Origin of the sequence: Variovorax sp. JS1663, assembly GCF_002157355.1 — a bacterium.
Taxonomy (GTDB): domain Bacteria; phylum Pseudomonadota; class Gammaproteobacteria; order Burkholderiales; family Burkholderiaceae_C; genus Variovorax.
Map to the genome: position 1 here is coordinate 38,758 of NZ_LYMK01000028.1, position 18,994 is coordinate 57,751.

15 protein-coding genes are annotated in these 18,994 nt (G+C 69.3%); 4 read left to right on the forward strand and 11 right to left on the reverse strand.

Translation table 11 applies throughout. The annotated features are described in order from the left end of the window. Window positions 1-42 precede the first annotated feature (42 nt). Window positions 43-1,017, reverse strand: a complete 975-nt coding sequence (locus A8M77_RS22090; RefSeq protein WP_086923657.1) for a Bug family tripartite tricarboxylate transporter substrate binding protein — start codon at window positions 1,015-1,017, stop codon at window positions 43-45. A gap of 164 nt (window positions 1,018-1,181) precedes the next feature. On the opposite strand from A8M77_RS22090, the gene A8M77_RS22095 reads away from it, so the two are divergent. Beyond that, a complete protein-coding gene (locus tag A8M77_RS22095) occupies window positions 1,182-3,872 on the forward strand; it encodes a helix-turn-helix transcriptional regulator (RefSeq protein ID WP_086923658.1) in 2,691 nt (896 codons plus the stop codon). 223 nt (window positions 3,873-4,095) lie between these two features. Here A8M77_RS22095 and A8M77_RS22100 read toward each other — a convergent pair whose 3' ends face one another. The 4 genes from A8M77_RS22100 to A8M77_RS37275 all read right to left on the reverse strand — a co-directional run bounded on the left by A8M77_RS22100 (window position 4,096) and on the right by A8M77_RS37275 (window position 8,096). Further along, complete coding sequence (locus A8M77_RS22100; RefSeq protein ID WP_086923659.1) at window positions 4,096-5,409, reverse strand: epoxide hydrolase family protein; 1,314 nt, start codon at window positions 5,407-5,409, stop codon at window positions 4,096-4,098. Between the two features lie 246 nt (window positions 5,410-5,655). After that, the gene (locus A8M77_RS22105) at window positions 5,656-5,880 is read right to left on the reverse strand and encodes a hypothetical protein (protein WP_143694719.1); all 225 of its coding nucleotides are present in this window, start codon (window positions 5,878-5,880) and stop codon (window positions 5,656-5,658) included. Then, window positions 5,877-6,827, reverse strand: a complete 951-nt coding sequence (locus tag A8M77_RS22110; protein ID WP_086923661.1) for a hypothetical protein — start codon at window positions 6,825-6,827, stop codon at window positions 5,877-5,879. Before A8M77_RS22110 ends, A8M77_RS22105 begins: the two co-directional genes overlap by 4 nt. A 159-nt stretch (window positions 6,828-6,986) precedes the next feature. Next, window positions 6,987-8,096 (reverse strand): alpha/beta fold hydrolase, encoded by a 1,110-nt coding sequence (locus A8M77_RS37275; protein WP_272947449.1) that lies wholly within the window; start codon window positions 8,094-8,096, stop codon window positions 6,987-6,989. Between the two features lie 74 nt (window positions 8,097-8,170). Here A8M77_RS37275 and A8M77_RS22120 point away from each other — a divergent pair, with 74 nt between their 5' ends. Further along, window positions 8,171-8,824, forward strand: coding sequence for a trimeric intracellular cation channel family protein (locus A8M77_RS22120; protein WP_086923662.1), 654 nt, complete (start codon window positions 8,171-8,173; stop codon window positions 8,822-8,824). Between the two features lie 18 nt (window positions 8,825-8,842). On the opposite strand, the gene A8M77_RS22125 is transcribed toward A8M77_RS22120, so the two are convergent. After that, window positions 8,843-10,093 carry an MFS transporter gene (locus tag A8M77_RS22125; protein ID WP_086923663.1) on the reverse strand — a complete coding sequence of 417 codons (1,251 nt, stop codon included), beginning with the start codon at window positions 10,091-10,093 and terminating at the stop codon, window positions 8,843-8,845. A gap of 177 nt (window positions 10,094-10,270) precedes the next feature. On the opposite strand from A8M77_RS22125, the gene A8M77_RS22130 reads away from it, so the two are divergent. Both A8M77_RS22130 and A8M77_RS22135 read left to right on the forward strand, forming a co-directional pair. Beyond that, a complete protein-coding gene (locus A8M77_RS22130) occupies window positions 10,271-11,305 on the forward strand; it encodes an aldo/keto reductase (RefSeq protein ID WP_086923664.1) in 1,035 nt (344 codons plus the stop codon). 112 nt (window positions 11,306-11,417) lie between these two features. After that, the gene (locus A8M77_RS22135) at window positions 11,418-11,873 is read left to right on the forward strand and encodes a hypothetical protein (protein WP_192871656.1); all 456 of its coding nucleotides are present in this window, start codon (window positions 11,418-11,420) and stop codon (window positions 11,871-11,873) included. A 40-nt stretch (window positions 11,874-11,913) separates the two neighbouring features. Here A8M77_RS22135 and A8M77_RS22140 read toward each other — a convergent pair whose 3' ends face one another. The 5 genes from A8M77_RS22140 to A8M77_RS22160 form a co-directional block, all read right to left on the reverse strand. Then, complete coding sequence (locus A8M77_RS22140; protein WP_086923665.1) at window positions 11,914-12,324, reverse strand: hypothetical protein; 411 nt, start codon at window positions 12,322-12,324, stop codon at window positions 11,914-11,916. Further along, window positions 12,321-12,578, reverse strand: a complete 258-nt coding sequence (locus A8M77_RS22145) for a hypothetical protein (RefSeq protein ID WP_086923666.1) — start codon at window positions 12,576-12,578, stop codon at window positions 12,321-12,323. The genes A8M77_RS22140 and A8M77_RS22145 overlap by 4 nt, the downstream gene beginning before the upstream one ends. Window positions 12,579-12,629: 51 nt before the next feature. Further along, on the reverse strand, window positions 12,630-15,806 hold the full coding sequence (locus A8M77_RS22150) for an adenylate/guanylate cyclase domain-containing protein (protein WP_158100970.1): 3,177 nt from the start codon (window positions 15,804-15,806) through the stop codon (window positions 12,630-12,632). Between the two features lie 46 nt (window positions 15,807-15,852). Continuing rightward, entirely contained in the window at window positions 15,853-17,376 is a 1,524-nt protein-coding gene (locus A8M77_RS22155; protein ID WP_086923668.1) for an FAD-binding oxidoreductase, read from the reverse strand. Window positions 17,377-17,475: 99 nt separating this feature from the next. Then, window positions 17,476-18,993 (reverse strand): tripartite tricarboxylate transporter permease, encoded by a 1,518-nt coding sequence (locus tag A8M77_RS22160; RefSeq protein WP_086923669.1) that lies wholly within the window; start codon window positions 18,991-18,993, stop codon window positions 17,476-17,478. Window position 18,994 lies beyond the last annotated feature (1 nt).

Consider the following 18,994-nt stretch of genomic DNA (forward strand, 5'->3'; position numbering starts at 1 on the left):
CGAGGCCTTACACCGGCATCGGTGCCCAGGAGGCTTTCGTCCTCAATCGATCTGCGCACCGGACTGCCGGATCACCGGAGCCCACAGCTGCATCTGCGCCGCGATGAACTTCGCAAGCTGATCTGGCGTGGTGGCCGGCGGCGGCTCAAGCCCCTGGGCAGCCAACTGCTGCTTCACCTTGGGCACGGCCAATACCTCGGCGAAGGCGCGGTTGAGCTTTTTCACGCGATCCGCCGGCGTGCCGGCCGGCGCCACGATGCCGAAGAACACGCTGACCTCGTAGCCTTGCAGCCCTTGCTCGGCGAGCGTCGGCACTTCGGGCAGCGCCGACGAGCGCGTAGCGCTGGCGATACCAAGCGCCTTCAGCTTGCCGACCCTGACATGCGGCAGGGCCGCGAGTACATCCGTGAAGCTCATGCTGATCTGGCCACCCAGCACGTCGTTGAGCGCGGGCGCCGCGCCCTTGTATGGAACGTGCAGCAGGTCGATGCCCGTCTTCGAACTGAAAAGCACGCCCCCAAGGTGCGAGGCGCTGCCGTTGCCCGAGGAGGCGTAGCTCAGCTTGCCAGGGTTGGCCTGGGCATAGGCGACCAACTCCTTCAAGTCGCTGGCCGGTACCGACGGGTGCACCATGACAAGGTTGGGCAATTGACCGACCTGGATGACTGGCGCAAAGCTCTTGACCGGGTCATAGTCGAGATTGCGATAGAGAACGGCATGGGTGGCGAGCGGCCCGGAGGTGCCGATCAGCAGTGTGTGGCCGTTGGCAGGGGCACGCGCAACGAACTTGGCAGCGATGTTGCCGCCGGCGCCGGGGTGGTACTCCACGATCATCGGCTGGCCCAGGTGCTCCTCCATTTCGGCGGCCAGGGTGCGCGCTATCACATCAGAGGACCCGCCAGGCGGGAAAGCCACAACCAGCGTGACAGGCTTGTCGGGAAAACTGTCGGCGTATGCAGCCGACGGCAGCATGAGGGCCGCCAGACATGCGATGAAGAAGCAGGCAAATTGTTGCATCTCGGTTCCCCGAATGCATTATTCGAACCAGGGCAATCCCTCTCCAACATCGTTATCCCGCGGTCATCCCATCGTGTTCTCGGGCGCGCACACGTCGGCGCTCGAACCCACTCCGTCGCAGTCCTTGCTGTCGCCGCTGGCGCTTATCTATATTTGAGCCAGGTATGCAATCGATCAGTCTCACCAAGGCCAAGATTCAGACCCCTCGGTTCCGCGGCGGCCTGATCGAGCGCGGAGAACTCGAGCAGCGCCTCGGCACCGCCTTGGTGCGCCGACGTCTCGTTCTGCTCGTGGCGCCGGCGGGCTATGGCAAGACGGCCGCGCTGTCGCGCCAGCTGCAGCGGCTTGCGCCAGGCTGCGCCGTCGCCTGGCTCACCGCGGACGAGGACGACGATCTCCAGCGGCTCCTGTCCCACCTGATCGAGGCGCTGGAGCCCCTGGATCTGCCGTGGCGCCTGGCGCGCGAAGCCGTGCTCGATCTGGTGGTCCAGGGCCGGTTGAGAGAGGCGGCGACAGCGTTGCTCAACGCGCTAGATGCCACCGACACGGCAGAGGGGGTGATCGTGCTGGACGACCTGCATGCCGTCGCGGACCCCCGCGTCTTCGAGTTCCTGACCGAGCTCCTCGAAGACCTGCCGCAGAACTGGACGTTGGTGATCGCCTCGCGCGTGGAGCCGCCGCTCGCGCTGGGGCGCTGGCGGGCAAGGCGCGAAGTGGCCGAGTTCGACGAGACAGCTCTGAGCTTCTCGCGAAAGGAAGTAGAGGATCTGTGGCGCCATGTCACTGGCGAGGACGACCCCGAGCAGGCTGATCGCCTTCTCGCCCGCACCCAGGGCTGGGCCGCCGGGCTCAGCCTGAGCCTCGAAGCGCCGAAACAATCGGCCGCCACGGCGCTGAAAGGCCCCCGGCACAGCCGCCGCCACCTGTTCGACTACCTGGCCAGCGAAGTCTTCGAACGGCTGCCAGGCGAAATGCAGGAGTTCCTGTTGCGCTGCTCGGTCCTGCCCGAACTCACTGAGAGGCGCTGCGAGCAAATCAGCGGCAGCCCTCACGCGGCCCGGCTGCTGGAGGACATCGAGCGGCGCCGCCTGTTCAGCTCGGTGCTCGACAGCGAGGAATTGACGCTGCGCCTGCACGATCTCTTCCGCGACTTCCTGGAGGAGCGCCTGCGCAAGGCCCACCCGGAAGAGGTCCCGGCGCTGCTGCGCCGCGCCGCGCAAGGCGAAGCAGATCCTCTGCGCCGCACGCTCATGTACCTGCGCGCAGGCGCCTGGGAGGAGGCCGAGCAGTGTCTGACCGACGTGACGGCAAGCATGCTGGCCTCCGACGAAGGTGCCCAGGTCATCCGCATCGTCGAGCAGTTCCCGACCGCCATGCAGGCCAGTTCGCCCTCGTTGGCCTGTGCCCGCGGCCTGTGTGCCTGGTCGCAATACCAGTACGCCAAAGTGCGCTCGGAGATGGCGCATGCCGCGGCCGGCTTCGACGCATCGGGACGATGCGACGACGCGCAGCGTGCACGGGCGATGCAAGGGCTGTCGATGCTCTTCTGCGGCGACATGGAGGAAGCCCGGCGCTTGAGCCAGGCTGTTCGCTCACGGCCGATGGACCTCGAAACCGAGACCCTGAGCGAACTGCTCGACTTCTGGTACGAAGGCCACCACGGCCCTGCCGATGGGCCTGGCAAGCACCTTGCCAAGGTGGTCGATCTGCTCGTGCAAGGAGGCGGCAGCGCGGCATTGTGGTTTCGCTGCATGGCCCGCATCAACAAGTTCATCAACCGCCCCGGCGTGATAGCCCAGATCCAGCGCGTGATCGGCGGCGCCAGGGCCGCCGCAGGCGAGGGGCACTGGCCTCTTCAAACGTACGCGAACCTGACGGAAGCCTGGCTGCTACTCTGGCAGGGCAGGATGAGCGAGCTGGAGGCCGCGTTCCAGAGGATCGAGGAAGACTCGCAGTGGCTGGGCCAGCCTGCAGGGTTGCGCATTCGGCTGCTGACGTTGAGGCTCATGCACCAGGTCGCCTGCGACCACAGGGAAGCTGTGCGCACGACCTGCGGCGACATCATCGAGCAAGCGTCCCTGCTGGAACGCTCCGGCGAGCTGCCGCTGCAACACCTTTCGAACGCCATACGGGCTTTGGCGGCCATTGGCGACTGGCCGAACGTGCAGCGTCACTTGCCGGCGCTCCAGGCCGACGGAGGCCGTGAGAACCCCAACATGCGGATGATCATACGTACAGTCGAGGCGCAGTTGGCCTTGCATGAGGGGCGCACCGGCGAAGCCTTGGCGATGCTTCGCGAGCTGGCGGCGACATCAGCCGTCGTTGACACGAACAGCCTCGATGCGACGGTTCGGACACAGCTTGCGCTTGCCGAACTTGCCGATGGCTCGCCGCCAGCCGCCTGGCGAGCGCTGGCGCCGCTGATCGAGCGGGTAGCGGCCGGCGGCAATGTGGGCCAGGTCCTGCTTACCGGCCTGCCCAGCCTCACCCAGCTCGCGCTCGCCTCGTGGGGAAGTGCCGCGCCCGAGGAGGGGCTGGCGGCCCTGCACGAATGGGTCGAGACGGCGAAGCGCTTCAAGGCCGACTCGAACGAACGGCCATCGGACCCGACCGCCGACCATGCGGGCCTCAGCGGCCGGGAACTCGAGGTTCTCACGTTGCTGGCTGGCGGCCAAAGCAACAAGTTGATCGCCAGATCCCTGGACCTGAGCCCGCACACCGTCAAGCGCCACGTCGCACGCATCCTCGATCGGCTCGACCTGGCCTCGCGCATGCAGGCGGCCGCCTGGTACCACACGCACGTCGGCATGCAAAAGACCGGGAAAGGGACGGGCCTTACACCCGAAGGCTTCTGAAAGCGGCCCGGATCTCCTGGGCCAACACGGCAGGCTGCTCCCGGGCCGCAAAGTGCCCGCCCTTGTCCAGAGATCGCGTCACCCCAGTCGCCGCCCTGCGCCACGTCGTGCGTGTAGCCGAGGCGCTTCATCAGCAAGTGCTTGCGGTTGGATGACGTGGGACCGGATCCCGATGACTTGCTTCTTCATGATTTCTCCTGGACGGGGTGTAGCTCGACGCCGGTCACCGCAGCGACTTGAATGCGGCGCGCAGCTCCTGCGCGAACAGCTGAGGCTCTTCCCAGGCCGCGAAGTGGCCGCCCTTGTCGACCTCGTTGAAGTAGGTCAGCCGGGGATAGGCCTTCTTCGCCCAGGACTGCGGCGCCTGGTAGATCTCGCCGGGGAACACCGTCACGCCCACCGGCACCTTGATCTCGCGGGTGCGCTGCTCCACCACGTTGAAGTTGTTGTTGTTGTTCTCCCAGTACAGCTGCGAGGCGGATGTGGCGGTGTTGGTGAGCCAGTACAGCGTGATGTCGTCCAGCATCTCGTCGCGGCTGAGCGTGCGCTCGGGCACGCCGCCGCTGTAGGTCCAGTCGGCAAACTTGTCGTAGAAGAACGCCGCCTGCCCGACGGGCGAATCGGACAGGCTGTAGCCCAGCGTCTGCGGTCGCGTCACCATGATCCCGGCATAGCCGCCGCCGCGGGTGTAGAGCCTGTTCATGGACTCGTAGGCGGCCTTCTCCTTGGCCGACAGGCCCGCCGGCGCCGGCTCGCCGGCCTTGAGCGCCTTGGCGATGCTGGCCGGCACGGTGGCGGGCATGTTCACGTGGATGCCCAGCAGCCCCCTGGGCGCCTGGCGGCCCTGGGCCTGGGCCACCACCGAGCCCCAGTCGCCGCCCTGCGCGACGTAGTGGTCGTAGCCCAGGCGCTTCATCAGCACGTCCCAGGCGCCGGCCATGCGCTCCGGGCCCCAGCCGGTGCCGGTGGGCTTGCCGGAGAAGCCGTAACCGGGCATGGAGGGGATCACGACGTCGAAGGCGTCCTCGGCGCGGCCGCCGTAGGCGGTGGGGTCGGTCAGCGGACCGATGATCTTGAGCTGCTCGAACACCGAGCCGGGCCAGCCGTGGGTGACGATCAGCGGCATCGCGTTGGGGTGGCGCGAACGCACGTGGATGAAGTGGATGTCCAGCCCGTCGATGCGGGTGACGAACTGCGGGTAGGCATTGAGCCTGGCTTCGGCCTTGCGCCAGTCGTAGTCGGTGCCCCAGTAGCGCACGAGCTGCTGGAAGCCGGCCAGCTGCACGCCCTGGGAGCGATCGTTCACGGTCTCACGGTCGGGCCAGCGCGCGGCAGCGATGCGCTGACGCATGTCGGCGATGGCCGCTTCGGGGATGTTGGCGCGGAAGGGCCGGATGGACAGGTCTTCGGCCGCGTTGCGGGGGCCGTCGGCCGGCGCCAGGGTCTGGGTCTGGGCATGGAGGGGAAGCGAGAACGAGGCAAGCGCTGCAACGCTCGCGGCGGCCGCGATCGCCAGGCGTCTGGATGGGGATTTCATGTCGGTTCTGCCTGCAAGGGAGGATGGAATGGGATGGGCGAGGCCGCTCAGCGCGACTTGATCAGTGTGTTCATGAGGTCAACGAAAATCGGATGGGTGGAGATGTCCGCGCCGCGCCCACAAGGCAGGCCGCAGCGGCTCGACAACTCGAAGATAGGGACCCGTTCACCGACCTGAATGTCGGATTTCCGCTTTTTTAGGAGATCGTGCGCCGGCGCGCGTCGGGCCAGCCTGGCCCGCTGTTCGTCAATGCCGCGACGCAGGGCGGGCCAGCAGGCGCACCGGGTCGGGCGTGGCGCCCTGGTGCACGACCCTCACGCGCCCGGACGCGCCGACCTGGTAGGACACGCGCTCCCATCGGGCCAGCCCGAGGCCGCGCAGCACGTCGGCCTCGCTTTGCGTCGGCTCGTCGCGCCCGGCGGCCAGCCAGCGCTTGCGCAGCGCAGCCAGCACGCCCTGCAACGGGCTCATTGCAGCCCCGCCAGCGCCGCGTGGATGCGCTGCCCCTGCGCCGGCGTGATCAGGCTGGACAGCAGCTCGTTGAAATGCGGCTGCGCGGCGCCCGAGAGGATGTACTGCCACCGGTAGGCCGCCAGCAGGGATGCGCGGATCCGCTCGGCCGCCTCGGGTCCGTGCACGCCAGGCTGCGGCCCGCAAGCCACGAAGTAGCGCGCGTCCGCATCGGCCTGGGCCTGCAGCATCCCGTCCACGCCGATGACCAGCGCGATGAAGTCGTCGACCGCCCGGTCGCGCTCGTCGGCATCCAGCTTCGCGTCCTCGCGCAGCCATTCGAGCTCGTCCACCACCGCATGCTGCGACTCCTCCTTCCAGTGGAAGAGGAACACGTCCTTGAAGAGCGGCGAGACCTCGGGGTCGGTGCCGATGCTTTCGCGGTAATGCACCTGCGTGACCAGCTCGAGGTGGCAGGTCAGCGCAAGCACCGCCCAGGTGCACTTGCCGAGCACGAACTGCGCGACCATGTTGGGCTCCGGCCCGAACAGGTAGCCCACCGGCATGATGCGCGCGGCCAGCGCCTCGATGCGGCGGAACAGCGCCTGGTGCTTGAGCTCCTCGTCGGTGAAGCGAACCAGCGCCTCCATCGCGTCCTGGTCGCCGAGCCAGTGGTCGCGGCTCAGCTCCAGCATCTTGGCGCCGACGTAGCGCTCGACCAGCGCGAACATGTTGGCGTAGGTGCGGCCCTGGATGCGGCCGAGGAAGCGGCGCTCCTCGGGGTTCAGCAGATCGGCTAGGCGCTCGACCATCGACAGGCTGTCGGGCAGGAACTTCTCGCCGGGCGCGAAGGCGCGGTCGCGGATCACGTCGCGGTCGATGTCCCAGCGGATGCGCTTGGAGTTCTCGACGCAGCGCGCGTAGCGCGAGGCGGAGGTAGCGGAGGGCACGGTCTGGACGGAAGACATGGTGGGCTCCTTTGACACGAGGGTGGTGAGGGTCCATCCATTGTTCGAAGGCGCGCCGTTCGCGGCGATGAGGCCACGGTCCCGGATCGGCGCATGGCGCGGCGTTTTACGGCCCGGGACCCGGGACCCTGGTCCGGGGTGGGCCGTCAGAACGTGTTCTCAGCCGGCGCGGCCCAGCCCGGCTTCGCGCGCGCGCACGATGGCCTGCGGCCGGTTCTCGACCTGCAGCTTGGCGAACACGCTGGTGATGTGGTTGCGCACCGTCTTCTCGCTGAGCTGCAGCGCCGCCGCCACCTGCGCGTTGTCGCGGCCCTGGGCGATGAGCTCCAGCACCTCGCGCTCGCGCGCGGTCAGGCTGGCCAGCGCGGGATCGGGCGTGCCGCCATCGCCGCCCGCGAGGAAGTCGCGCACCTCCTCCACCCAGCGCGGCCAGACCGCGTCCTGCGCGAGCACGAGGTGGTGGGCGCTGTGCAGCGGCACGAAGCGGGCCTGCGCGATGCCGCCGGCGATGATGCGTCCCTCGTCGAAGGGCACGCGCAGGTCGCCGGTGGAATGCAGCACCAGCGTGGGGCAGCGCACCTGCGGCAGCAGGGCCGTGACGTCGATGCGGTCGAACTCGCGCAGCATGCGCGCCGCGGTCTTCGGCGAGGTCGAGACGCTCTCCAGCTCGTTGAACCAGCGGTGCTGCTCCGGCGTGCCCTCGGGCAGGAACTGGCTGGTGAAGAACTGGCGGAATGCCGGATCCGACCGGCCCCAGCCGATCTCGATCAGCTTGGCCTGCGTGTCGGCCTCTTCGTCCAGCGCCTGGCCGCCGCCGCGCATCCGGCGCCCGCGCGCGTAGCCGCCCTGCAGCACCAGGTGGCTCACCCGCTCGGGGTGGCGTGCCGCATAGGCGATGGCGAGGCTCACGCCCTGCGACATCGCCAGCATCGGAAAGCGCGCGAGGCCGGCGGCATCGGCCACCGTCTCGATGTCCTTCAGCCAGATCTCGAAGGACATCTGCTCGATCTCGCGGTCCGACAGGCCGGTGCCGCGCTGGTCGTAGCGCACCAGGGTGCGGGTGGCGCACAGCGCTTCCAGCACATGGCCCCAGACCGGGCTGGTGAGGTCGAACTCCAGGTGCGACATCCAGTTGCCCACCTTCAGCAACGGCGGTCCGTGGCCCGCCGTCGCGTAGGCCAGCCGCACGCCGTCGGGCGCGGTGCAGAAGCGGATCTGCTGTTTCAGCGGCATGGCGGAGGGGGTGGTGTGGCGGTGGGCGGCGATCATCCTGCCATGGCAGGCACGGCCTGTCAGTAACAGCGATCTACCATCTGCACCTCGTCCACGCCACCATCACCGACATGTCGAGCCTGCCGCTGTCCCAGGTGCTGTCCCTCTCCCACGCCCAGATCGCGATCGAGGCGGCCGCCACGCTCGCCTTCGCGCTCTCGGGCCTGATGGAGGCGGCGCGCAAGCGGCTCGACGCAGTGGGCGTATGCGTGGTGGCCGGGCTGGCGGCCTTCGGCGGCGGCACGCTGCGCGACGTGCTGCTGGACCGCCGGCCCTTCTTCTGGGTCCAGCACGCGGGCTGGCTGTGGGTGCTGCTGGCGCTGTGCGTCGCCGCGATGTTCTTCATGCGCTCGCGCCACTTCGCGCTCACCGAGCGGGCCATGCAGTGGCCGGACGCGCTGGGCCTCGGTCTCTTCGCCGCCGGCGGCACGCAGATCGCGCTGGGCGCGGGACAGCCGGCGATCGTGGCGGTGCTGATGGGGCTGGTGACGGCGGTGTGCGGCGGGGTGCTGCGCGATATCGTCTGCAACGAGATCCCGCGGGCGTTCAGCGATCACCGGCCGTATGCGCTGTGCGCCTTCGTCGGCGGGTGGCTCGTGGTCGGGGCCGAGCAGTTGGCAATGCCGCAGTGGCTGGGGCTGGTGGCGGCAGCCGGGACGGCGACGCTGCTGCGGGTGCTGGCCATGCTGCTGGGATGGCGGTTGCCGGCCTGGCGGGCGGAGTAGCCCAGCTGCGCAGCACAGTCATTGCGGCGCCGTCATCGCGCGGTAGCCGCGATCCGGGCGTGCCGAGCGCCCGACGGTGATCACGTAGGCCAGCAGCCCGGCCAGGGTCAGTGCGAATCCAGCCCACACGCACGACAGCAGGCCATGGCTCGCAATCACCAGGCTGCCCGCCCAGGCGCCCAGCGCATTCGCCACGTTGAGTGCCGCAAGATTCATGGCGCCCATCAGCGTCGGTGCTTCGGGCGCGAACGCCGTCAGGCGCACCTGAATGGTCGGAATGGCCGCCATGATGGCTGCGCCGACGCCGAAGAGCGCGCCCATGAGGACCCAGGGGTTCTCGCCTTGCCAACCCAGCACGGCCAGCACGATCAGCGCCAGCCCGAAGCCGCAGAACAGGCCCAGCGATTCGAAGCGATCGGCCAGCCGGCCTCCGATGAGGTTGCCCACGGTCATGCCGATGCCGAAGATGCCGAGCGCGATCGGCACCGTGGATGCACTCAACCGGTTGACGTCGGTGACGAGCGGCCCGATGAAGGTGTAGACCGCGAAGATGCTCGCCACGCCGAGAGCGGCCACGACCATCATCGCCCACACGCTGCGCCGGCCGAGGGCCACCAGCTCCTGCCCGACCGGACCACCGCGAAGTTCATCCGTGCGCGGCACCCAGGCCCACAGGGCGAGCCAGGACAATCCACCGGCGGCGGCGACGGCTACGTAGGTCTGACGCCACCCGAGCTGCTGTCCCAGAAGCGTCGCCAGGGGAGACCCGAAGATCGTGGCGATCGTCAGACCCGTCATCACCAGCGCGAAAGCCTTGCCGCCCTGCCCTTTCCCCACGAAGTGGGAGGCCACGACCGCCCCGGCACCGAAGTACGCGCCCTGGGGGATGCCGCTGACGAATCGCGCCGCGGCCATCGCTTCCAGCGTGGGGGCCATCGCCGACAACAAGTTGCCCGCGACGAACAGCCCGATCAAGGCAAGCAGCAACGTTCGGCGGTTCATGCGCGCCGCGGCAAGCGTCACCACAGGCCCGCCGATGACGACGCCGACGGCATACGCGGTGATCGCGTGCGTCGCCGTCGGAATACCCACGCCGAAGCTCGCGGAGAACAGCTGCAGGATTCCCATGCTCGCGAACTCCGATGTGCCGATGCAGAAGGTGCCCAGTGCCAGGGAGAACAGGGCCAGGTTGTGGCGCCGGCGGGCCAGTTCCGCCTTTGCGCAGTTCTCGCAGGCCGCACATTGCGCGGCATAGGCTTTCTCGAACATGAAACCTCCATTGCGTCGCAGGACGCACTGCCGCACAAGCGTTTCCGCCGATGAACGAAGGCTAGACGGTCGAGGCGTGCATGCGGGTTAAATGCGGTAAATCCGCGCCCCGGACACTGTTCCCGCAGGTCGGGTCCTCCTAGACTGCGGCGGGTGCAGCACCAAGGGGACCGAACCATGGCATTGAAGGACCTTCTTCCGGGCAAGCTCGGCTTCGGCACGGCGCCGCTCGGCAACATGTTCCGCGCGATTCCCGAAGCCGAGGCACGGGCCACGGTCGATGCGGCGTGGAACGATGGCATCCGGTACTTCGACAACGCGCCGTTCTATGGCGCGGGGCTGGCGGAGATCCGCATGGGCGAAGCGCTGGCCGACCGGCCGCGGCAGGACTACGTGATCAGCACCAAGGTCGGCCGCCTGATCCTCGATGAGGTGGAGGACGTGAACGCGCGCGACCTCGGCGAAAAGGGCGAGGTCTTCAAGCACGGCCGCCCCAACAGGATCGTCAACGACTACTCGGCCGATGCGACGCTGCGTTCCATCGACGACAGCCTCGCGCGGCTGAAGACGGATCACGTCGAGATTGTCTGGGTCCACGACGTCGCACAGGACTTCTACGGCGACGAGTGGCTCGCCGTTTTCGAAACCGCACGCAAGGGTGCCTTCCGGACGCTGGACCGCCTGCGCGACGAAGGCGTGATCAAGGCATGGGGACTCGGCGTCAATCGCGTGGAACCGATCGAGCTGCTGCTCGACCTCGAAGAGCCTCGTCCCGATGGCTTTCTTCTTGCGGGGCGATACACGCTGCTCGATCACTCCCGCGCGTTGCAGCGGGTGATGCCTCGCGTGCTGCAGCGGGGTCTGGGCATCGTCGTGGGTGGGCCCTACAGCTCGGGGGCGCTGGTCGGCGGGCCGAACTTCGAGTACGCGCCCATCACGACGGAGATCAAGGACAAGGTCGCGCGCATCAAGGCCATTGCCGATCGCCACGGCGTCAGCATGAAGGCGGCCGGACTGCAGTTCGCGCTGTCGCACCCGGCGGTGGCAGCAGTCATTCCCGGGGCCAGCCAACCGGGCCGGATCGCCGAGGATCGGGCCGCACTGAATCTCGACGTGCCGGCAGACTTCTGGCGCGAACTTCGTCTCCAGGGACTCGTGGATCCAGCGGCACCGTTGCCGGCACCACAAGACGCTACGACGGCGACCTCTTGATGAAAGCTGTGCGCAAACGCACAGCCCTGCTGGCCGGTTTGCGAGACATTGGCATCCGTGGGCACGGAGATTTGCAGTGCCCACGACATACCACCAGCTCAGGAGAATCATCATGAATGCCAAGCAAGTTCTCGCCCTCTCGCTGCTCGCATGGGCCGGCTTCGCGTCGGCCCAGACGGTCCCCGCGGAAGCATGGGTCGGCGCACCGGTCCCCACCACCGCCAGCATGGCAAGCCGTTCGGACGTGATGTCCGGCTACGTGGCCTCGGCCGCGACCAGCGCCAGGACGCCGCAGGAGCTGCGCGTCGGCCCGGCCGATGCCCCGACCGGTGCAGTGAGCCGCGCCGAGACGGTGGCCGACCTGAACCTGTGGCTGCGCGCCGGCCTCGGGCAGACCGCTTACCGCGAAGGCTACGACCCGACGCGCGCCGACAACCGTGCACGCATGGCGATGTACCAGCGCCTGCGCAATGGGCCGGAGTACGCCGCGGAAGTCGCACGCATGGAACGCCGCGGCCGCGAGACCGCGAGCACGGCGAGCGCTGCAGGCCAACCGGCCAGCGAGTGAGGATGCCGGCGGCGCTGCACGCGGCCGCCGACCTCCGCTTTCAAGGCACCGGACGCTGGTCCGTCACCACCAGCGCGCAGACCGCGCAGGCATCGCGCCCGCGCTGTTGCCACCACCGGCACCGCGCGCGGATGGGACAGGGAGGCAGCGATCCGGTGCCCTCCTCTTCCTGCTCGACCATCCCGGCGGCGGCATGTTGCAACTGTCCGATCAGGCCGCACTGCTCCCCGGCCCAATGCGCGCAGCGGCCCTCCTGGCACGGCGACGCGAAGCGGAAGCGGCGCTCCGGGGCCGCGCCGTCGCGATGGGCCGCGGCGACGAAGGACGCGTCGATCGTGAGCGGCGTGATCAGGCGCACCACGCGCGCGTCCGCGCCCACCACGCCGATCAGCGCGGCACCCGGCGCGGCCGGCGCGCTCGGGCACAGCGCCTCGCCGGAGACGTCCTTCACTTGTAGTTGCCGGGACCCGGGTCGGGCTCCGGATCGGGAATGAACATCCCTGCGATGCCGCCGCTGTCGAGCATCTGGACGGGCTTCGGCGGCAGGGGATGCTTGGCGGCCAAGTGCGCGAGCACCGCCCCCTGGATCGCCGCGGCGACCGACCGGCGGTCGGCTTCGGAGAGGTCCAACCCTCCGAGATCGACAACGAACCTGTTCTTCGTCTTGTCGTTCTTCGGATTCTTCTTGACGCTGCTTTTCGGCATGGGGACGCTCCTGACTGTGAACCAAAAGACTAGGTGACCTTGCTGCAATTCTCAAGTCGCGGCACGCGTGCCGTGGTGCACCCGCAAAGCCTGCAGCTCGCGGCGGGCCTCTTCCGCTTCGGGCGCCATGCCCATCGAGTCGGCCAGGGCAATGGCATCGCGGTAGCTGGCCTCGCCGCCATGCCCTTCCAGGGCCTGCATCCGGCCGAGCAAGCGCAGCAGGTGGGCCACCAACGGCCTGAAGCCGTGCCGGCGCGCGAGCGCCAGGGTGTCGTCGAGGGTCTGCGCCGCATCGCGGGGCGATGGCCCCAGCAACTGCAGCTGGCCGAGCGCCGCCAGCGACCACAGCTGCATGCCCAACAGGCCCGAGCTGCCGGTGCGGGCAATGGCATCGTCGAGCAGCACCCGGGCCTCCTCGAGCCGGCCGCTCAGCGCATAGGCCCGGCCCAGGTAGCGCTGGGACGAGGGAATCAGCAGCGCGATGTCGGCCGAGCGCGCCAAGCGCAGCGATTCCTCCAGCGTTGCCGCGGCACCGGCCGCATCGCCCTCGAGCAGTTGGCAGAAGCCGAGGCCGACGCCGCTGTAGCAGATGTCGAAAGGCTTGTTCATGTCCTGCGCGATGCGGCGCGCATGCGCGATGGTGGCGCGGGCCCGCTCCGCCTGGCCGGTGATGGCCCGCGTTTTCGACAGGCAGACGAGGGACAGCACGGAGGCGGTGCCGGTGGTTCCGGTGTTGCGCAGCCGCAGCTCGCCGAGCATCTCGTGCAGCCGGTCGGTCAGGAGCGCCTCGGCCTGGCCGAACTCGCCGTGATACCAGAAGGCCTGCGCGAGCGCGAAGCTGGCGTTGAGGAAGGCGGCCTTGTCGCCGAGCTCGCGGGCCTGCGCGTAGCCGTGGCGGCCGGCGTCGATGGCTGGCTGCAGCAGGCCCATCTTGGTGAGGGTGAGGCACTGGCTGGTGTCGATTTCGGCCAGGCGCTGCGGCATGCCGGCGGATAGCGCCAGCGCCTTCGCCTCGTCCAGGCAGCGCGCGATGCGCGGCAGATCGGCCACGCCCGGCAACGCCACCCGCAGGCGCAGGCGGGCCTCGATCGCGGTGCGGATGGCCTCGGCATCCTGCGGCAGGTGGGTGATGGCCTCGATGGCCCGCTCGTAGAAGCCGATCGCCTCGCGCCAGGCCCAGCGTCCGGTCGCGCGATCCCCGGCCTTGAGCGCATAGGCGACCGCGGCGCGCCAGGCCTCGCCGCGCAGGGCATGGTCGGCCAGGCGCTCGGTCCATTCGTCGAGCCGGCCGGCGAAGAGCTGCTCCATCGCCTGCATCACGCGCGCATGCATGTCGCGCCGGGTCTTGCGCAGCATCTCCTCGTAGGCCGCGGTCTGGATGAGCACGTGGCGGAAGGTGTATTCGCGACCCGCGGCCAGGTCGAGCTCGTAGAGGAATTCGAGCGACTGGAGCTCGGCGATCTCGGCCTCGAGCTCCGGTCGCGGCAGGCCGGCGACCGCCTCGAGCAGGTGGAAGGGCACGTCCTTGCCGATCACCGAGGCCGTGTGCAGCAGCCGGCGCGCGGACGGACGCAGCCGGTCGATGCGCGCGGCGATCACGGCCTGCACAGAGGCCGGCACCACGAAGCCGTCCCCGCCCGCCGTCGCGGCAGAGGCCATGCCGCCGTCGGCCAGCGAGCGCGCCAGCTCCTCGAGGAACAAGGGCACGCCGCCCGCGCGCTCGAGGATCTGCCGGCGCAGCGGCGCCAGCTGCGCGGAGGCATCGATCAGGTCGTCCAGCAGCACCGCGGCGTTCTCGGGTTCGAGCGCGGGCAGTTGCAGCTGCAGGCAGTAGCGGCGACGCGTCCAGGGCGGGTAGCGGTCGGGGCGCGTGGTCACCAGCAGCAGCAGCCGGGCGGCGCCCATGCCCTCGACCACGGCATCGAGCACCTCGGCGCTCGGCAGGTCGGCCCAGTGGTAGTCCTCCACCAGGAGGATGAGGGGCCGCAGCGCCGCTTCGCGCAGCACCACGGTGCGCAGCGCCGCGATCGAACGGCTGCGGCGCTGCGGCGGCGCGAGCGCGAGCCACGCCTCGTCCCGCAGCGGCAGGTCCAGCAGCGACTGCAGGGGCGCGAGGTCGGTGCGGTGCTCGGGATCGATCAGCGCCAGGGTGTGGTCCAGCTTGCGCGCCACCTCCACACGCTCGTCGGCCACGTCCACACCGAGCAGGGAGCGCAGCAACTCTGCCGCCAGGCTGTAGGGCGCACCCGCCGCGTGGGACAAGGCTGCGACGCGCAGCACGTTCCAGCTGCCGCTGCGCTGCTCGCGCAGGAACTCGTGCACCAGGCGCGACTTGCCGAAACCCGCGTCGGCCGCGACCACCACGACCTGCCCGCTGCCGAGCGCGGCGCGATCCATGGCGGCGCGCAGCTGCGCGAATTCGTTGCTGCGGCCGACGAAGCCGCTCAATGCATGCGCGGAACAGCGGGCCTCCCAAGCGGGACGCGCCACGGCGCTCTGCAGCTGGAACAGCTCGAGCGGTTCGGACAGGCCCTTGATCGGCCGGCGACCCAGCGACGCCACGGCCACGTGGCCGCGTGCCAGCCGCGCGGTGCGGCCGGTCATCAAGGCCGTGCCGGGCGCGGCCTGCTGCTCGGCGCGGTTCGCCAGATGCGCGATCACGCCGGCGGCGTCGTAGTCGTAGGCATCACTGCCGGTGGGCCGGATGACGACTTCGCCGCTGTCCAGGCCGACCCGGATCTGCACCTTCGGGTCGTTGGCCAGCCGCTGCGCCTCCAGCATCGCGCCGGCCGCCAGGCAGGCGCGCACCGCATGGTCCTCGCAGGCCACCGGCACGCCGAACAGGGCCATGATGCCGTCGCCGCGCACCGAGTTGACCATGCCGCCGAAGCGCGTCACCGCCGCGGCCATCGCGTCCAGCGCGGGGTCGAGCTGGCCCATGGCGGCCTCGGGGTCCAGCGCCTCGATCAGCTCGGTGGAGCCGCGGATGTCGGCGAAGAGCACGGTCACGTGCTTGCGCTCGCACTGCTGCGCGAGCGGCACGCCGCTCGATGGCGCGGGCGGCGCGGATGCCGGGGCGAGCGACGCGCCGCATTGGCCGCAGAAACGCGCGGAAACCGGGTTGGCGGCGCCGCAGGCCGTGCACGGCAGCTCCAGGGCGATGCCGCACGATTGGCAGAATCGGCCGCCCTCGGGATTGCTCGCCTGGCAGTGACTGCAGATCAGCACGTCGTCATCTCCTGCACCGGTGGTCCCGCACTGTACGCCCGCAATGTCAAACTTCCACCGGCCTGCCGAGCCAGTCGACCACCTTCGGCGGCCACCTGGGCGGCTCGCATCCGCCGAGCGGTGCCTCGATGCCCTGGGAGACGCGGAACAGGCCGGCAGGGTCGTACTTCCGCTTGACGGCCAGCAGCGCCGGGAAAGCCTCGCCCCAGTAGCTGGCGCGGTAGTCCGGCGCATCGAGATCGGCGAAGTTCTGGTAGATGCCGCCGGTCCACCAGGGTGCGACGGACGCGCGCCAGCGCGCCAGGTAGGCCTGCATGCGCCGCTCGTCTCCCGCGCCGTCCCAGAAGCCGGTCACGTAGATGTTGAAGGCGGCCTGGCGATGGATGAAGGAGCTCTGCTCCAACGGGTAGTCGGCGATGGCACCGCCCCAGGCCGACAGGGTCAGGGTCGAGGCTGGATTGGACAGGTCGGCATGATCGTCCACCAGCGCCTTCCATTGCGAAGGCGGCAGCTCGGAGACGAAGCGCGCCTGCCGGAGTACGGGCATGCGCTTCGTGCCCGACTGGGTGAAGGGCTGCTGGCCGGGAATGTCCGCCAAGGGCTTCAGCAGGGCCTGCATGTCGGCCTGGCTGCCGAACCAGGTGCCCCAGACGAAGAGCCGCAGGATCTCCGGCGGGCCGCCGTTGGCCGCCGGCCAGCGGCGCAGGTCGGCCGACGCATTGAGTTCGGGTCCGCTGCCGTGCACGACGCGGTCCTGCAGCACCGTCAGGGCCTCGATGGCGCGGGCCCTGTCCGAGGCCTGGGCGATGGGCCAGGCAAAGGACCAGCCGTGGCTTTCGCGGGCTTGCTCCAGGCGGTAACGCACGGACAGCAGCACGCCGAAGTTGCCGCCGGTGCCGCCCCGCAGGGCCCACCAGAGATCGTGGTTGAGGTTCTCGCTGGCCTCGACAATGCGCCCGTCGGCCAGCATCACGCGAGCGCTCAGCACCCGGTCCGAGTTCATGCCGAGGCTGCGCGAGATCTCGCCGAAGCCACCGCCCTGCGCGTAGCCGGCCATGCCGACCGGCGCACCGCCCAGCGGCAGCAGCAGTTGGTGCGCGTCGAGCGCCTGCTGCAGCGCGCCGCAGGTGCAGCCGCTGCCGACCTCGGCTTCCAGGCATTGCGGATCGACCCGGATGCCGTTCAGCCCGGCCAGCAGGATCAGCAGGCCGTCGCCCTCTCCCAGCGAGGACTGGCCCGCGAAGGAATGCCCGCCGGCTCGCAAGCGAAACGGCACCTGGAAGCGCTGCACGCCTTCGAGGGAGGCCCGCACGTCCTGCTCCGATACGCACTGGACGATGCCGCCGGGCCGCAGCGCGTCGAAGCGGGCGTTGTAGGTCTTGCGCAGCTTGCCGTAGTCGGCGTCGGCCGGTAGCACGAGGCGGCCGCCGCGCAGCTCACCCTGCAGGAATGCGACCAGCCCTTCCGGCAGCGCAGCGGTCGCGCGCAACGCCATCCGCTCGTCCGGGGCGACGAGCACGGCCGCATCCTCGCCTTCCCATGCGCTCACCTCGAACGGCCAGATGTACATGACGTCCTCCGGGCGTGTCTACGACGCCCGACATCATGGCCGATCAGGGACCTCCCGTGTTGGGTCCCGCACCCCGCAAATGCGGGATGTCCTCTCCGCTCAGCCGGCGGCCACAGCGCGCAGCTTCTTGTCGCTCATGTACTTGGCCAGGCGCGGCAGCACCAGCACCGCCAGCACGACCAGGAGCAGCACCAGCGACATCGGGCGCTGGAAGAACACGGCGGGGCTGCCCTCGCCGATCGACATCGCGTTGCGCAGCTGCGCCTCGGCCAGCGGGCCCAGGATCATGCCCACCACGACCGGTGCCGTGGGGAAGTCGAAGCGCCGCATGATCACGCCCAGCACGCCGATGGCGTAGAGCAGCACCAGGTCGAAGGAGCTCTGGCGCATGCCGTAGGCACCCACCGTGGCGAAGATCAGGATGCCGGCGTAGAGCTGCGGCTTCGGGATCTTGAGCAGCTTGACCCACAAGCCCACCATCGGCAGGTTCAGCACCAGCAGCATGACGTTGCCGATGTAGAGCGAGGCGATCAGCGCCCACACCAGTGCGGCCGAGGTGGTGAAGAGCTGCGGCCCCGGCTGGATGCCGTAGTTCTGGAAGGCGCCCAGCAGGATGGCGGTGGTGTTGGAGGTCGGGATGCCCAGCGTGAGCAGCGGGATCAGCGCGGCGGTGACGGTGGCGTTGTTGGCGGCCTCCGGGCCGGCCACGCCCTCGATCGCGCCCTTGGTGCCGAACTCGGCGCGCTCGACCGGGTCCTTGACCAGCTTCTTCTCGGTCGCGTAGCTCAGGAAGGTCGGGATCTCGGTGCCGCCGGCCGGAATGCAGCCGAAGGGCGTGCCGATGGCCGTGCCGCGCAGCCAGGCCGGGATGGAGCGCTTCCAATCGCGCGCCGTCATGTGCACGCGGCTGAGCTTGTTCTGCGTCTCGACCACGCGGCCTTCGTACAGCACCGCGTAGAGCACTTCCGACACGGCGAACAGGCCGACCGCGACCAGCACGATCTCGATGCCGTCGAGCAGTTCGGAGATGCCGCCGGTGTAGCGGCCCTGGCCCGAGATCTGGTCCAGCCCGATGCAGCCGACCGCCAGGCCGATGAACAGCGCCGTCAGCCCCCGCAGCGTGCTCTTGCCGAGCACCGCGCTCACGGTGGTGAAGGCCAGCAGCATCAGCAGGAAATATTCCGGCGGCCCCAGCTTGACCGCGAACTCGGCGACGAAGGGCGCGAAGAGCGTGACGATCACGGTGGCGATGCTGCCGGCGACGAAGGAGCCGATCGCCGCGGTGGCCAGCGCGGCGCCGGCGCGTCCGCTCTTGGCCATCTTGTTGCCCTCCATCGCCGTCACCATGCTGGCCGTTTCGCCGGGCGTGTTCAGCAGGATGGAGGTGGTGGAGCCGCCGTACATGGCGCCGTAGTAGATGCCCGAGAAGAAGATCATCGAGGCGGTGATGTCCACCTTGCCGGTGATGGGCAGCAGCATCGCCACCGCCACCGCCGGCCCGATGCCGGGCAGCACGCCCACCGCCGTGCCCAGGGCGCAGCCCACCAGGCACCACATCAGGTTCGCGGGCGTGATCGCGGCCGCGAAGCCTTGCAACAATGCAGCGAAGATGTCCATG